This window comes from Paenibacillus sp. FSL K6-3182 (assembly GCF_037976325.1).
Lineage (GTDB): Bacteria > Bacillota > Bacilli > Paenibacillales > Paenibacillaceae > Pristimantibacillus.
Genome location: NZ_CP150265.1, coordinates 1,948,850 through 1,962,582 on the forward strand (window position 1 = coordinate 1,948,850; position 13,733 = coordinate 1,962,582).

Sequence of the window (13,733 nt, forward strand, 5' to 3'; positions counted from 1 at the left end):
ATGCATGAACTGGCCTGCGGCAGGAGGAATCGTTTTGGCAAAAACCTTAAATGGACAAGCAGCCCTTTTACTTATTGTGCAGGCGCTTTACGGTATTGCGAACGCGCTGTCCGGGACGTTTGTTCCCGTATACTTATGGAAAGCAAGCCAATCTTATATGTTGATCGGTTGGTTCACTATGGGTCAATATGTAATGAGTGGTTTAACCTTTTGGGTTGTTGGGAAATGGGTAAAAGAGCATAACAAAATGAATAGTTTGCGCATAGGCATTATTTTGTCAGGCGTGTTTTATTGTTCAGTATTGCTGCTGGGTACACAAGCGAAAGTATATTATTTGCCGCTTGGCCTTTTAAATGGGATGGCACTCGGTTTTTTTTGGGTCGCATTTAATGTAGTTTATTTCGAAGTGACAGATCCAGATAATCGGGATCGTTTCAATGGCTGGTCGGGGCTGCTTGGTTCTGCGGCAGGTATCGTGGCGCCGTGGGTATCAGGCTTGCTTATCACGTCGATGCAAGGAGAAAAGGGATATAGGCTTATTTTCACCCTTTCATTAATCATATTTTCTATAAGTGTAGTGCTCAGCTTTTGGCTTAAAAAACGCCATGGTCAAGGCCGCTATAATTGGAAGCATGGCTTCCAGCAGCTGATGCAAAAAGGAAATCCATGGCGTCGCATGTTTCCAGCTATTGCAGCGCAGGGCGTGCGAGAAGGCGTATTTATGTTTCTTGTTGGCCTTACGGTATACGTAGCTACGCAAAACGAAAGCAAGCTAGGAACGTATTCACTCATTACATCCTTAGTTGCTTTGATCAGCTTCTGGATTGTTGGCAAAAAGCTCAAAAAAAACAATCGCAAATGGGCGATGCTCATAGGCGTTATCATGATTGGAATCGTTATATTGCCGCTGTTCTGGAAGGTCTCTTATGCTACATTGCTTATGTTCGGAATCGGAACATCACTGTTTATGCCGCTTTATATTATACCTATGACCTCAAGAGTATTTGACCTCATTGGCCAGTCCGAGGAAAGTGCGCGGGAACGAGAGGAATTTATCGTCCTTCGTGAAGCGGGATTAGTTTTTGGCAGGATTATCGGCTTATCGTCATATTTAATCGTTTTGCCGCTGAATCATTCTGCTGTCGCCATTACTTGGCTCTTGTTTGCGGTTGGCATCGTGCCGATTGCTGGTTGGTGGTTCATGAAGCCGTTTCTTACAGAGCAGCAAGCACAAACCTAAATTGAAAGGAAGTGAAGAAATGCCGAAAGTAGTTGCAGACATTACGCAATTAATTGGGAATACGCCTGTCGTAAGGCTAAACCGTCTTCCAGAGGAAGGCAGCGCCGAAGTATGCGTTAAGCTGGAACGCTTCAACCCAAGCGGCAGCGTAAAGGATCGCGCAGCCTTCTCTCTTATTAATGATGCCGAGAAGCGCGGTTTGATTAAGCCTGGTGATACCATTATTGAACCAACTAGCGGCAATACAGGCATAGGCCTAGCCATGAACGCAGCAGCTAGAGGCTACAACATAATATTAGTTATGCCGGACAACATGACTGCTGAGCGGATTAAACTGCTGCAAGCATACGGAGCGGAAGTTGTGCTTACGCCTGCTGCTGAACGCATGCCGGGAGCAATTCGAAAAGCGGAGGAGCTTCGGGCTGAGCGCCCGGGCAGCTACATACCGAATCAATTCGAGAATCATGCGAATCCGCAGATTCACCGAATGACGACTGCGATAGAAATTATCGAGCAGACAGATGGCAAGCTAGATGCTTTCGTTGCTACCGCTGGAACAGGCGGCACGATCACAGGAACAGGTGAAGCGCTAAAGGAAGTGCTCCCTCATTTGTATGTAGCGGTAGTAGAGCCGCAAGGGTCACCGGTGTTGTCAGGAGGAAAGCCAGGCCCGCATAAGCTTGTCGGCACTAGTCCTGGTTTCGTGCCCGCTATTCTTAATACATCGATTTATGATGAAATCATTCAAGTTTCAGATGAGCATGCTCTAACGACAATGAGAGCGTTAGCGACGCAAGAGGGTTTGCTGCTAGGCCCTTCCTCAGGCGCTTCGGTATGGGCAGCAATGCAAATTGCAAAACGCCTTGGTGCTGGGAAGCGAGTACTGTGCATTGCTCCAGATACTGGAGAGCGGTATATGAGCATGGATATTTTTTGATCAGCATACGGGAGTGGTTTATAACCATTCCCGTAATGATTGCTGCAATATATTGCGTCTTTCATCAATATAATTATAAATAAAGGCTGGTTCTGCTAAAAAGGTGTCATAGCTCGCTTTTCGCGTATAATCGCTGCGAATAGCCGGAGATAACTGTGCATGCATCTGTGAAATGACGGGTTCCAGCTTCTCGGCAGTAAATGCGGATAACAGCAGTTTCTTTATTATCGCTCTATATTTTCGTCTGCACGATGGGAATGTAAATAGCTTCTCTGTCAGCGTATTGTAGCCCTGAAGACGGACGAGATCGCTGCCGCAAGGCTTTCCGTAACAGTTTCTCCCCCAGGTTCCCTCGTAATCCCATGGAATGATTCGATATTTCCCACTTTTGCTATGCTCATAAAGCGCATAGTTTTGATCAAATCCATCGTAATTTCCTGTCAATACAGCTCCCGCAAGCCATAATAAATATTGTGATACATCAAGGCGTTTGGCATGATGTTCATTCAGTTTACTGCCAGACAAACGATTGATATTTCGAACGAACGATACGAGCCTCTTTTTTGTCCCCGTCTTTCCCAGCTTCAATTCATAACCATCAAATAACGAAGCTTTCGTACCTTTAGAGACAGGGTCCGTTAAGCTGAAGTCGGCACTGTCATTGACGGCATAGAGAAGAGAACGGCAACCAATGCCCCTTTTTTCGAAAAAAAGTTGATCTACCGCTTCGATTTCCAAATAAACGCCTCGAGGCACGTCATTTATTATGAGCCAGAAATGGTTGGTTTGAGGGGATGGCACACCAATTTTATTGAAAAAGTAAAAGGAAAGTGCGTTCCGCATCATGGATGGATCGTCATATTCCGCATTCCAATGAAATGTTTTGCCATTTTCAAGCCGAACCTCATAAGATTTTTTGGAATAATTACGTGTATGTCCTCCCCGCAGGCCAAACTCTGCAGTATAGGTTTGTCCCTCCATCTCGAGCTGTGCCGGTTTGAAGGAACGCCCCCAAGCATCGCCTTGTATCTCTTGGAAATCAGAAGCATTCATGCGTATGGAACGTATCGGCAAGACTTCAGCAACCATCTAACCATCTCCTAAAAGCAAAAGATAAAGCCTACCGTTGCACGATAGGCGTTTTGATCTTAATACTCTATTCAGCTAATGCCCAGATGGTCACGATTATTTGGTCATGAATGTTTTCAATCCTAATGATCATAATGGAAAGCTTCCATATCTGAACCAGTAGAGTTCAAAATCTATAATTATACTACTCTATTATTTATAGGGGAATTGCTCAATCTCTCATAAATAGATAACAATCTAGTACCACTTCTATACGGTATACATATAAATATATTACATTTCGTATCTCATGATAGATGGAGTGAATGGGAGAAGGAGGATGAAAAGCAACAGAGTAATGAATGGGAAGTGAATAGGTCGTAAGGGCGTATTTGAAGACAGGCTTTGAACAACAAACAATGAAATTATCGGAGGGATTTTTTTATGAGTCTATGGTACAACAATGGTTATTCAGCTGGTCAATCGGTTGCTAGTAATAACAATAGCCACAAAAGCAGCCAGAGTGGAAACAAGGATCATAATTTTTTACAAACGATGGTAGGCAAAAATGCAAAAATTAATCGCGGCGGACCGGAATCACTCCAAGGCAAGCTTCACTCTGTAAAAAGCGACTATCTCGTTTTAGTCACAAGTGAAGGTGTCGTATATGTTGCAACTAGCCATGTTAAAAGTGTTACGGAGGCAGGAGCCGGCAATACAAGCAGCGGCAGCAAAGGCAATAGAAGCGGCAGTGGCAGCACAGCGGTTATTAATGCAAGCAATTTTAATGGCATTATCCGTGCCCTGAATCAAACCTTCGTACAGCTTAATTCTGGCGGACCTGAGAAGGTTGAAGGTTTCATTGCTCAAGCAGGAAACAACTCAATTCTTCTCGTTTCCGGTAAAGAGGCTATGCAAATCCAGAACTACCACATCAAATCGATTAAAGCTGCGAGCAACCGTTCTGGCGGAAACAACAATAACAAAAACGAAAACAAAAGCAACAGCAAAAACGAAAACAAAAGCGACAGCAAAAACAACAATAAAAACAAAACACAAGGCAATCGCAGCGGTGGAAAAAGTAATGCAAATGCGGCTGCCGTAAAAACAACTCGCAGTTCAGTAAAAAAATAATAATGGCCTGTCGGGCAAAAGGTAGAGCTTTTGCCCGATTAAGCGATCTATCCGGATGAAAGGAGGTTAATTGCATGAAAAACCGTCATCCGCTGTTGGATAAGCAGGTCGAATTGGAGATTTCAGGGAAAGTAGCGCCTATACGAGGTAAATTGATCGAGTTTGGTCAGGATATATTAGTGCTGCATAATGGAACACAATTTTTGTATATCCCGCTTATTCATCTGCAGCAGCTTCGTCTTTCAACTCATAAAGAAGAAGCAGAAGAAATATATGAAGTACCGGAAATGCCTTTCGAGCCTTATAATGAACCCGTCTCGTACCGAAAAATATTGATGAACGCAAAAGGTATGTTCTCTGAAATTTATATTACAGGTAATCAGTCTATTCATGGTTATTTGACCACCGTTATGAATGATTTTTTCGTCTTCTATTCACCTGTATATCATACGGTGATCATCTCTCTCCACCATATGAAATATTTAATTCCGTACAGTCCTAACGTAACACCATACACGTTAACACCAGAACAATTCCCTCTAAAGCCATCCCCGCTAACCCTTGCAAGAACTTTTGATCAACAGCTTCGTAAATTAATCGGCGAATTCGTCGTGCTTGATCTCGGCGAGAATTCAAATAAAATCGGCGTTCTGAAAAATGTCGATCAAAGCATGATTGAGCTTGCGACTGTAAGTGGAAACCCCGTTTTTTTACATTTTGATCATGTGAAGACGGTTCATATTCCGTAGGAAAGAAGACTATGCTCTTAGCCAGTAAACGGCTTAAGCATAGTTTTTTTTGATCTCTTTAAATAAAAGATTGACAGGATGCATTTAGATACATAGATCTGGAAACATTATCTTTGGAAGGAAGTGACAAGATTATGAAAGTGAAACCATTTGGGATTTTACCCTCTATGTTAATGATGGTTTTGTCTGTTGGACTTGTAAATCATGTTCTGGTTGTACCGCTGCTGCTTGATGCTGCTAAGCGCGATGCATGGATTTCTGTTATTTTTGGCCTTGTAATCGTCCTTCCTTGGGTTTTGTTTCCTTTTTATGGAATACTAAAGCGAATGGATGGAACTCCGTTTGATCAATGGCTCATACAGCTTATGCCGCGGTTTTTGGCTTGGATGATTATTAGTATTTTTCTGCTGGTACAGCTGAGTATTGCTTTTGAATCGCTTATTATTACAGCTTCGTGGACTGCGACAACCTATTTGCCCAATACGCCCTCCATGGTGGTTTGTACTGTTTTTTTAGGTCTTTGTTTGTTTGCATCAGTCTCAGGGCTGCGGACCATTGCTTATGTTAGCTGTATATTATTGCCGATCGTTGTGTTTTTAGGCGATTTTGTCATGTCTGCGAACATGCCTCACAAAGATTATCACTATTTGCTGCCTATGCTCGAGAATGGGATGAGCCCGGTCATGAAAGGTATTTATTATGTGTTGACTTCGTCTTGCGAGTTTTTTGGGTTCATGTTCATCCAGCATCATATCCATGGAAAATTTAAAAGATGGCATTTCATCGTGCTTGTTTTGTTCTTATCGCTGCTGACACTTGGTCCGGTTATGGGAGCGATTGTAGAATTCGGCCCCGTTGAAGCGGATAAAATGCGCTACCCTGCTTTTTCGCAGTGGAGACTGGTCTCCATCGGCAAATATTTTGAGCATGTTGATTTTTTTGCTATTTTTCAGTGGATGTCAGGAGCACTTATTCGGCTATCGATATCCATTCACATTTTGTCAGAGTTTTGGCCGCTGCGCCGTTTAAAACAGAAGTGGATATCACCTACTGTGCTCGGCGTGATTATTTTGGTCATCTCGGGCGTTGGCATCAAAAATATGCTTCAGGTAAGGACCGCATTACATGCTGCATTTCAGTACACCGGCATTGTCGTCATGCTCTTAACGATCGTAATTTGGATCGTGTCTATGTTTAGAAAAAAACAGGGTGATAAAAAGAGAACAGCCATTATCGGTTCGGAGGAGGCAGAGCAGTCATGATTCATGACGAGCATAATAGTGAGACCGATCACAACGATATTTCGTTGGATCAGTTAAAACACATATTGAAGGATTGTCATGATGTTATTGAATATAAGCTGACACTCGACGTAGACGGTCCAATGGAAGTGACTTTGTTTTATTGTGATGGATTAATCGACAACCAACAATTGCAGCTAGGCTTACTGCCGCTATTGGAGAAATGGGCAGAGCAACTCAGAACGGTGCCAGCTGCGGATACTGGTGAAAAACATAAGCCCAGCATGTTATTTAGTAAAATTCAGTCTGGTGATCTTGACAGCAACGTATTTGCACGCTTATTTGCAGGCAGCGTCATTTTGTCTTTTGCTAAATTCGAAGGATTGTTTGAATTTGACATCGCTAATCAGCCAGGGAGGACACCTGAGGAGTCGGTGCTTGAAGTATCGATTCGAGGACCGCGCGACGGGTTCGTCGAACAGCTTTCAACGAATGTTGCATTAGTCCGCATGAGGCTAAAAACACCAGATATGCATGTTGAGTATAGCAAAATCGGCTCCGAGTCATTGACGGAGGTAGCTTTGCTTCATATGGAGGGCAAGGCTGATCCCAAGCTTGTTAAAGAAGCTAGAAGGAGACTGGACAATATTGATATTCCGGCTCTAGTAGGAGGAAGTCAACTGGAGGAGCTTTTATCCGACCGCCGCTTATCATTATTTCCACTTGTTGAATTTGTAGGGCGGCCTGATTATGTCGTTCAATCGTTGCTGCAAGGCAAGGTAGCGATATTGCTCCATGGGTCGCCATCGGCACTTATTGCTCCAGGAAATTTATTGCTGCTCATCAAATCACCGGAGGACGCACATTTACCCTTTTATTATGTTTCATTAGAACGGTTGTTAAGGCTCGTAGGTCTCGTATTGTCTATTTGTTTGCCAGGTTTTTGGATTGCGTTGTCGGCATTCAACACGGATCAGATTCCCTTTACGCTGCTTGCAACCATTACGATGTCGCGAATCGGATTGCCGCTGTCGGCAACGATGGAGATGTTTCTGATGCTGACCATGTTCGAGCTATTCAGGGAAGCTGGCGTGAGATTGCCAAGAGCAGTAGGTCAAACCGTTTCTGTTGTAGGCGGATTGATCGTTGGAGATGCAGCAATCCGTGCGGGCATGACATCGCCAACGATGCTCGTAATGGCCGCGGTAACGGCGGTATCAACCTTTACTCTCGTGAATCAGTCATTAAGCGGCTCTGTAAGCATCATCCGTTACCTTGTCCTTCTTTGCTCATCTGTGCTAGGCATTTTCGGTTTTTTTGTCGGCTCCTTTGCCGTTCTTATCTACATGTGCACGTTAGAATCATTTGGACGCTCTTACTTATACCCGGTTGCACCTATGCGCTTAAAAGAGCTGCTGCCAGCGCTTATACAAATGCCATGGAAGCTTAAGAGTACTAGGAGGGATAAATGATGCTCTTTGCATGGATTGAAAAGCGGGGAATACTGCTTAGAAAGTGTGCTGCACTGACAGGCATCGGGTTTATGTCCTTGCTGCTGCAAGGCTGCTGGGATGAAGTTAACTTGGCGGATGTGAGCTATATATCCGCATTTGGCATCGATTATAAGGACGGACAATACGATATTTATGCCCAAACGATTAAATTTGGCCTAATTGCAAAAACAGAATCGCTTCAGCCTGATCCAAACCCGGTTTGGATCGGAAAAGGATCGGGAGATACTGTACTGCTTGCTCTAAATGACCTTGCTCGCTCTGGCCAAACGATTTTAAGCTTGGAGCATTTAAAAACCGTGATCGTACAGGAGAGAGCGATGAGCAAAATTGCTGACATCATGGACGGGGTAAATCGTCAGCGGGCATCGCGGTACACCTCGCTGCTATTTGGAACTAAAGCACCGATTAATAAGATTTTTACTAGCGATACTTTTTTTGACCAATCACCGCTTAACAGCATTATGTATATGCCGGGCCCTCTCGACAGTCAGAGGAGCTTCATTCGTCCTTATTCCTTGCAGCTAGCGGTACAGACGCTGAATGAACCCTCTATGGTAACTACTCTCCCTGCTTTGAATGCAAATGAAGAATACTGGAAAAGAAAGAAACAACCGCTTCAAATCCAGTTAATAGAAGGGATATTTATATTTAAAGATCTTAAATATCTCGGTTATCTTACGGAGCCTGAAGCCACAGGGCTAAGATGGGCAGATCCTGAATTCAAGCATTTTCTGCTCAAAGCGCAAGGGGAAAAAGGGAAAGCAGCAATCGCTGTCGTTTCATCCAGAGGGAGTGTGGATGTGAGTTTTAAAGGTGACAAGCCCATTTTCACATTAAAGATGCGAGTAGACGGTAATGTAGCAGAAATGGATGGCGTTATACAGGAACATGAAATTGTTTCGTCAGTTAAAGCGCGGATTAAGCAGGAGATGGAGGATACGTTCCGCAAGGGGCTGGAGAAGAAAGTTAGTTTCTTTCAACTGGAGCATCATCTGTACCGTTACCATCAAGCTTATTGGCAGCAAGCATGCAAAGGCAAGGAGTGGCTGCCAAAGCCCGATCAGTTAATTATAGAGGTGGATTTCCAATTAATTCACACCGGCAATTTCGATTTAAATATTGACACATAAATATAGGAAATTTAGCTCATAATACGTTTGGCACGAAATAAATGGATCAAATCGTAATTTTGAACCAAGTTTAGAGGAGGATGACTAAATGATGCAGCCAATGACGGCAAAAGAGCTGGAGTACATTGCAGACTCTATGTCCAACGAGGATTTATTAATTAAGCAATGTGCAACGCTTGTTGCTACCGGTACTACACCAGCGCTTAGAAATTTATGCTCACAAATGATTCAAACCCATCAGCAGCACTATGATTCTTTGCTGCATGCGATCTCGCACCATCAGCAAATGGCTCCAACACAGCCTCAACAATAAGAAGGATTTTAAAAGAAGATTAGGAGGTCAATCATAATGCAGCAACAACAAAAGCAATCGATATTGACTGAGGAAGATTTGGCAGGCACGATCCTTAGCGATTTGAAAAGAGTTGTTCGTGAATATGCAACAGCAGCAACAGAATCTACTTGTCCTGATATTCGCCAGCTGTTTACGAAATTGACAGACAGCACGTTGGCACTGCAAGGCCAGCTGTTTACGGCGATGCAGCAAGCGAATATGTACAATACATCCTCGCCTGCGCTGCGTCAGGAGCTGGACAAGCAGGCTAAGCAATATCAGCAAACCAAACAAAAAACGAGCCAGTTTTTACAGCAAAACCTTGGGCAACAGCAAAACCAAACAATGTATACGCCGCAAATGCAGCAGTCCGGCCAATATCAACAAGGCTCACAAACGCATTACATGTAAAGACCCCTTTGGGGTCTTTCCTTTTTATAAGGAATAGGAAGCAGAAGCAGCTTTTACATATCATGCTAATATTTCTCCGAGAGAAGTGCTGAAGCCGCCAAAATAAAGGCTTCAGCCTTTTATGCTTTGATTGCGCAAGGAACAAAAACGTTGTAAAATATTCTTTATAATTGCAGTTGTACTGGAAGGAGTTATACAATGACCGAATTACAGTTGAAAGTGCTTGAACTGCTTCAGGAGGATGCGCGCAGGGATGCAGATTTGATCGCAACCATGTTAGCCGTAACAACCGAGGAAGTAAAGCAAGCCATCGCCGAGCTAGAGAAAGACCATATTATCGTGAAGTATGCGACAGTCGTAAACTGGAGCAAGATTGACGACCAGAAGGTAACTGCACTTATTGAGGTACAAATTACACCAGAACGCGGTCGCGGTTTCGAAGGAATCGCTGAGCGCATTTATTTATATCCAGAAGTAAAATCCGTCTACCTGATGTCGGGAGCATACGATTTGCTCGTTGAGGTTGAAGGAAAAACGTTGAAAGAGGTCGCCTCTTTTGTATCGAATAAACTATCGCCTATTGACGCGGTATTATCGACAAAAACATTTTTTATTTTGAAAAAATACAAACAAGACGGCATTATCTTCGAGGAGCATGAAGGTGATCATCGGTTGATGGTTTCGCCGTGAAAAAAGGGTGATGGCAATGATTAAAGATGAAGAGAAACAACCCTCCACACCTTTGCAGCGTCAATCGATGGCTGATTATTTGTCACCGCTCGTTCGGGGCATCAAACCGTCGGGAATCCGTCGGTTTTTTGATTTGGTCAGTACGCGCAAGGATGTTATTACATTAGGAGTAGGGGAACCGGACTTTGTGACGCCATGGCATGTTCGGGAAGCTGCTGTATATGCGCTTGAAATGGGGAAAACGCAATACACGTCAAATGCAGGTATGCCAGAGCTTCGCGAAGCCATTGGGCAGTATTTAAATGATCAATTTGCCGTACCTTACAACCCTGCCAGCGAAATTTTAGTAACTGTTGGCGGCAGTGAAGCCATTGATCTTGCCCTTCGAGCGTTTATTTCGCCAGGCGATGAAATCTTGATTCCTGAGCCATGTTATATTTCCTATTCACCAATAACCGCACTTACCGGTGGAAAACCTGTCGGTATTGAAACGTTTGCCAAGGATGAATTTAAGCTGAAGGCAGAGTCGCTTCAAGCCGTTATAACGCCAAAATCAAAAGTACTTATTTTATGTTATCCAAGCAACCCTACTGGCGGAACTATGACCTATGAGGACTGGCTGCCTATTGCAAAGCTAGTGGAAGAGAATGATCTTATTGTTATTTCCGATGAGATTTATGCGGAGCTTACTTACGGCTCCAAGCATGTAAGCTTTGCAGCAATGCCGGGGATGAAGGATCGAACCATTCTTGTGAGCGGCTTCTCGAAAGCTTTCGCGATGACAGGCTGGCGGATGGGTTATGCTTGCGGCCATCCCGATCTTATTGCAGCTATGCTAAAAATTCATCAGTATACAGTGATGTGCGCGCCGATTATGGCGCAGTATGCAGCGCTTGAAGCACTTCAACATGGCTTAGAAGAGAAGGACCGCATGGTGGAGGCTTATAATCAGCGCCGGCGTCTTGTCGTAAAAGGATTCAGGGAAATCGGACTCGATTGCCATGAGCCGCAGGGTGCATTTTATGCATTCCCATCGATCGTATCGACTGGCTTATCAAGTGAGGAGTTTGCGCAGCGTCTGCTCGACGAAGCGAATGTTGCAGCTGTTCCGGGAGATGTATTCGGTCTCGGAGGCGAAGGCCATCTTCGCTGTTCCTATGCAACTTCTGTCACGAATCTGACCGAAGCGCTTGATCGAATAGGCGGCTTTGTACATCGCTTGAAGCAAGAAGGCTAATTTAGCGCCTTTAATAAACAGCAGGTCAGGAGCTTATCCGACCTGCTGTTTGCATGAATAGAGAGTAATGGTTGAAAAAAGAGGAGGCAAGGCCGATGAAACTATACACAAGAACGGGCGATAGCGGTCAGACATCTTTAATTGGCGGCCGCGTGCGCAAGGATGATGTTCGTGTTGAGGCATATGGTACCATAGACGAATTGAATTGTTTTGTAGGTCAGGCAGCGGCGGAAGCTGCCAAACATGAAGAGCTGGCAGAAATGGCAGCTTGGCTCGTTGATATTCAGCAGGAGTTGTTTGACTGCGGCTCAGATCTTGCTTACGCCGTTGAAGGCGCGCCTCTAAAAATATCGGCAGAGCCGTCTAAACGTCTGGAAGAATGGATTGACCAATATACGGCAGAGGCACCGGAAATCACGAGGTTTATTTTGCCGGGAGGAAGCTCTGTTTCTGCAGTTCTGCATGTATGCCGAACGGTATGCCGCCGTGCAGAGCGCCGCGTTGTAACACTTGCAGCGGAGCATTCGATTAATGCCGATGTACAAACGTATTTGAATCGATTGTCCGATTTTTTCTTCGCCGCTGCTAGAGTTGCAAATGCGAAGCTTGGCGTATCAGATACGGAATATGTACGCAGCGCAGAAGTATTTCGGAAGCCGAAAAAATGATGGATAGACTAGAATTATTATATTATCGCCCGCTAGTGGCTGCGGTTAGCGAGGCAGAGCATGGAATGACCGTCCGGCGGGTGCTGGAGCGGCAACTGGGCGTATCACGCAAGCTCCTCTCGCAAGTAAAGCAAACGGAGCATGGACTGACTGTTAACGAGATTCGTGCCTATACGACAGCTCCTGTTGCAGCGGGCGATATCATTCGCGTACGCATGGAGCGAGAAATTTCCGAAGATATTTTGCCGCAGCCTATTCCGGTACAGATCGTATTCGAGGATGAGGATCTGCTAATCGTAAATAAACCAGCTGGGATGATCGTTCATCCGACTCATGGACATTACACGGGGACGCTTGCTAATGGTATCGTCTACCATTGGCAAGAGGCGGGAGAGAAGGTGCGTTTCCGTCCTGTCCACCGCCTTGATGAAGAAACATCCGGACTTGTCGCTATTGCAAAAACCTCCTATGTACATCAACAGCTTTCGGAGCAAATGCAGGCAAACGGTATTTTAAAGCTGTACCGTGCATATGTTTATGGCTGCCCTGCACCAGCTGCGGGAACGGTGGATGCGCCGATTGACCGTGACCCAGACCAGCCGCATGTTCGCATCGTCACGCCGAAGGGTTATCCGTCTATTACGCATTATGAGACGATTGCACATTATGACTCTACTTCGGACAAGCCTGCCGCAGCGGCTGTGCGCTTAAAGCTCGAAACGGGACGGACGCATCAAATTCGCGTTCATATGAAGCATATCGGCTGCCCGCTTATCGGAGATAAAATGTATGGTACTCAGCAAGGTGTGGAGGAAGAGTGGGAGGATGCAGTCGGTCGTCAAGCACTCCATGCCGAGATACTGGGCTTTACCCATCCAATTACAAAAAAATGGATGGAATGGCGTGCGGATTTGCCGCCTGAGCTAGAACGATTAGAACGAAGTCTGTCAAAATAAATGGGACTAGTCAGCCCAATGCTGGAGGAAACAAGAGGATGACGAAACAAAAGGAACTAACTATCATTCAATATCCAAAATGCGGTACATGCCGCTCAGCGCTTAAATCGCTGCAAAATAAGGGCAATGATGTCGTATCCAGAAATATTGTTGAGCAAACACCTACAGCTGCAGAGCTGAAGGAGATTGTAAAAAATAGCGGTCTGGAGCTGAAAAAGTTTTTTAACACATCTGGAGATGTGTACAGGGAGCTTGGTTTGAAGGACAAGCTGGCTGACATGTCTGAAGATGAGAAATATGACTTGCTTGCTTCGAATGGTATGCTGATTAAACGGCCTATCGTGACGGATGGCAAGACGGTTACTGTTGGATATAAGGAAGAACAATACGAACAAGTTTGGAACAATGGAAAAGGGTGAATGGA

15 protein-coding genes are annotated in these 13,733 nt (G+C 44.7%); 14 read left to right on the forward strand and 1 reads right to left on the reverse strand.

What is annotated here, in order from left to right; translation table 11 throughout:
• Positions 1–34: 34 nt before the first annotated feature.
• Both MHH56_RS08440 and cysK read left to right on the forward strand, forming a co-directional pair.
• On the forward strand, positions 35–1,240 hold the full coding sequence (locus MHH56_RS08440) for an MFS transporter (RefSeq protein WP_339207698.1): 1,206 nt from the start codon (positions 35–37) through the stop codon (positions 1,238–1,240).
• Positions 1,241–1,259: 19 nt separating this feature from the next.
• Positions 1,260–2,177, forward strand: a complete 918-nt coding sequence (gene cysK, locus MHH56_RS08445) for a cysteine synthase A (protein ID WP_339207699.1) — start codon at positions 1,260–1,262, stop codon at positions 2,175–2,177.
• Positions 2,178–2,195: 18 nt separating this feature from the next.
• Here the strand turns inward: cysK and MHH56_RS08450 are convergent, their stop codons facing one another.
• Positions 2,196–3,266, reverse strand: a complete 1,071-nt coding sequence (locus tag MHH56_RS08450) for a CotH kinase family protein (RefSeq protein ID WP_339207700.1) — start codon at positions 3,264–3,266, stop codon at positions 2,196–2,198.
• Positions 3,267–3,689: 423 nt separating this feature from the next.
• Between MHH56_RS08450 and MHH56_RS08455 the strand changes: the two genes are divergently transcribed.
• From MHH56_RS08455 to MHH56_RS08510, 12 genes are all read left to right on the forward strand, one after another.
• Positions 3,690–4,379, forward strand: coding sequence for a hypothetical protein (locus MHH56_RS08455; protein WP_339207701.1), 690 nt, complete (start codon positions 3,690–3,692; stop codon positions 4,377–4,379).
• A gap of 74 nt (positions 4,380–4,453) precedes the next feature.
• The gene (locus MHH56_RS08460) at positions 4,454–5,128 is read left to right on the forward strand and encodes a DUF2642 domain-containing protein (RefSeq protein ID WP_076267884.1); all 675 of its coding nucleotides are present in this window, start codon (positions 4,454–4,456) and stop codon (positions 5,126–5,128) included.
• 134 nt (positions 5,129–5,262) lie between these two features.
• Positions 5,263–6,390, forward strand: coding sequence for an endospore germination permease (locus MHH56_RS08465; RefSeq protein ID WP_339207703.1), 1,128 nt, complete (start codon positions 5,263–5,265; stop codon positions 6,388–6,390).
• On the forward strand, positions 6,387–7,841 hold the full coding sequence (locus MHH56_RS08470) for a spore germination protein (RefSeq protein WP_339207705.1): 1,455 nt from the start codon (positions 6,387–6,389) through the stop codon (positions 7,839–7,841). The genes MHH56_RS08465 and MHH56_RS08470 overlap by 4 nt, the downstream gene beginning before the upstream one ends.
• Positions 7,838–9,013 (forward strand): Ger(x)C family spore germination protein, encoded by a 1,176-nt coding sequence (locus tag MHH56_RS08475; protein WP_339207706.1) that lies wholly within the window; start codon positions 7,838–7,840, stop codon positions 9,011–9,013. The genes MHH56_RS08470 and MHH56_RS08475 overlap by 4 nt, the downstream gene beginning before the upstream one ends.
• A gap of 88 nt (positions 9,014–9,101) precedes the next feature.
• The gene (locus MHH56_RS08480; RefSeq protein WP_339207707.1) at positions 9,102–9,326 is read left to right on the forward strand and encodes a hypothetical protein; all 225 of its coding nucleotides are present in this window, start codon (positions 9,102–9,104) and stop codon (positions 9,324–9,326) included.
• Between the two features lie 36 nt (positions 9,327–9,362).
• The gene (locus MHH56_RS08485; protein ID WP_339207709.1) at positions 9,363–9,758 is read left to right on the forward strand and encodes a spore coat protein; all 396 of its coding nucleotides are present in this window, start codon (positions 9,363–9,365) and stop codon (positions 9,756–9,758) included.
• A 198-nt stretch (positions 9,759–9,956) separates the two neighbouring features.
• A complete protein-coding gene (locus tag MHH56_RS08490) occupies positions 9,957–10,448 on the forward strand; it encodes an Lrp/AsnC family transcriptional regulator (protein WP_076267879.1) in 492 nt (163 codons plus the stop codon).
• A 16-nt stretch (positions 10,449–10,464) separates the two neighbouring features.
• A complete protein-coding gene (locus tag MHH56_RS08495; RefSeq protein WP_339207710.1) occupies positions 10,465–11,685 on the forward strand; it encodes an aminotransferase class I/II-fold pyridoxal phosphate-dependent enzyme in 1,221 nt (406 codons plus the stop codon).
• A gap of 95 nt (positions 11,686–11,780) precedes the next feature.
• On the forward strand, positions 11,781–12,353 hold the full coding sequence (locus tag MHH56_RS08500) for a cob(I)yrinic acid a,c-diamide adenosyltransferase (RefSeq protein ID WP_339207711.1): 573 nt from the start codon (positions 11,781–11,783) through the stop codon (positions 12,351–12,353).
• The gene (locus MHH56_RS08505; RefSeq protein WP_339207712.1) at positions 12,350–13,309 is read left to right on the forward strand and encodes an RluA family pseudouridine synthase; all 960 of its coding nucleotides are present in this window, start codon (positions 12,350–12,352) and stop codon (positions 13,307–13,309) included. Before MHH56_RS08500 ends, MHH56_RS08505 begins: the two co-directional genes overlap by 4 nt.
• A gap of 38 nt (positions 13,310–13,347) precedes the next feature.
• The gene (locus MHH56_RS08510; protein WP_076267876.1) at positions 13,348–13,728 is read left to right on the forward strand and encodes an arsenate reductase family protein; all 381 of its coding nucleotides are present in this window, start codon (positions 13,348–13,350) and stop codon (positions 13,726–13,728) included.
• Positions 13,729–13,733: the final 5 nt, after the last annotated feature.

Excerpts from the sequence above, each read along its gene's own strand:
- MHH56_RS08455 (WP_339207701.1), top strand. The coding sequence starts at position 3,690 with ATGAGTCTATGGTACAACAATGGTTATTCAGCTGGTCAATCGGTTGCT.
- MHH56_RS08465 (WP_339207703.1), top strand. The coding sequence starts at position 5,263 with ATGAAAGTGAAACCATTTGGGATTTTACCCTCTATGTTAATGATGGTT.
- MHH56_RS08490 (WP_076267879.1), top strand. The coding sequence starts at position 9,957 with ATGACCGAATTACAGTTGAAAGTGCTTGAACTGCTTCAGGAGGATGCG.
- MHH56_RS08510 (WP_076267876.1), top strand. The coding sequence starts at position 13,348 with ATGACGAAACAAAAGGAACTAACTATCATTCAATATCCAAAATGCGGT.
- MHH56_RS08480 (WP_339207707.1), top strand. The coding sequence starts at position 9,102 with ATGATGCAGCCAATGACGGCAAAAGAGCTGGAGTACATTGCAGACTCT.
- MHH56_RS08505 (WP_339207712.1), top strand. The coding sequence starts at position 12,350 with ATGATGGATAGACTAGAATTATTATATTATCGCCCGCTAGTGGCTGCG.
- MHH56_RS08450 (WP_339207700.1), bottom strand. The coding sequence starts at position 3,266 with ATGGTTGCTGAAGTCTTGCCGATACGTTCCATACGCATGAATGCTTCT.
- MHH56_RS08485 (WP_339207709.1), top strand. The coding sequence starts at position 9,363 with ATGCAGCAACAACAAAAGCAATCGATATTGACTGAGGAAGATTTGGCA.
- MHH56_RS08460 (WP_076267884.1), top strand. The coding sequence starts at position 4,454 with ATGAAAAACCGTCATCCGCTGTTGGATAAGCAGGTCGAATTGGAGATT.
- MHH56_RS08500 (WP_339207711.1), top strand. The coding sequence starts at position 11,781 with ATGAAACTATACACAAGAACGGGCGATAGCGGTCAGACATCTTTAATT.
- cysK (WP_339207699.1), top strand. The coding sequence starts at position 1,260 with ATGCCGAAAGTAGTTGCAGACATTACGCAATTAATTGGGAATACGCCT.
- MHH56_RS08475 (WP_339207706.1), top strand. The coding sequence starts at position 7,838 with ATGATGCTCTTTGCATGGATTGAAAAGCGGGGAATACTGCTTAGAAAG.
- MHH56_RS08470 (WP_339207705.1), top strand. The coding sequence starts at position 6,387 with ATGATTCATGACGAGCATAATAGTGAGACCGATCACAACGATATTTCG.
- MHH56_RS08495 (WP_339207710.1), top strand. The coding sequence starts at position 10,465 with ATGATTAAAGATGAAGAGAAACAACCCTCCACACCTTTGCAGCGTCAA.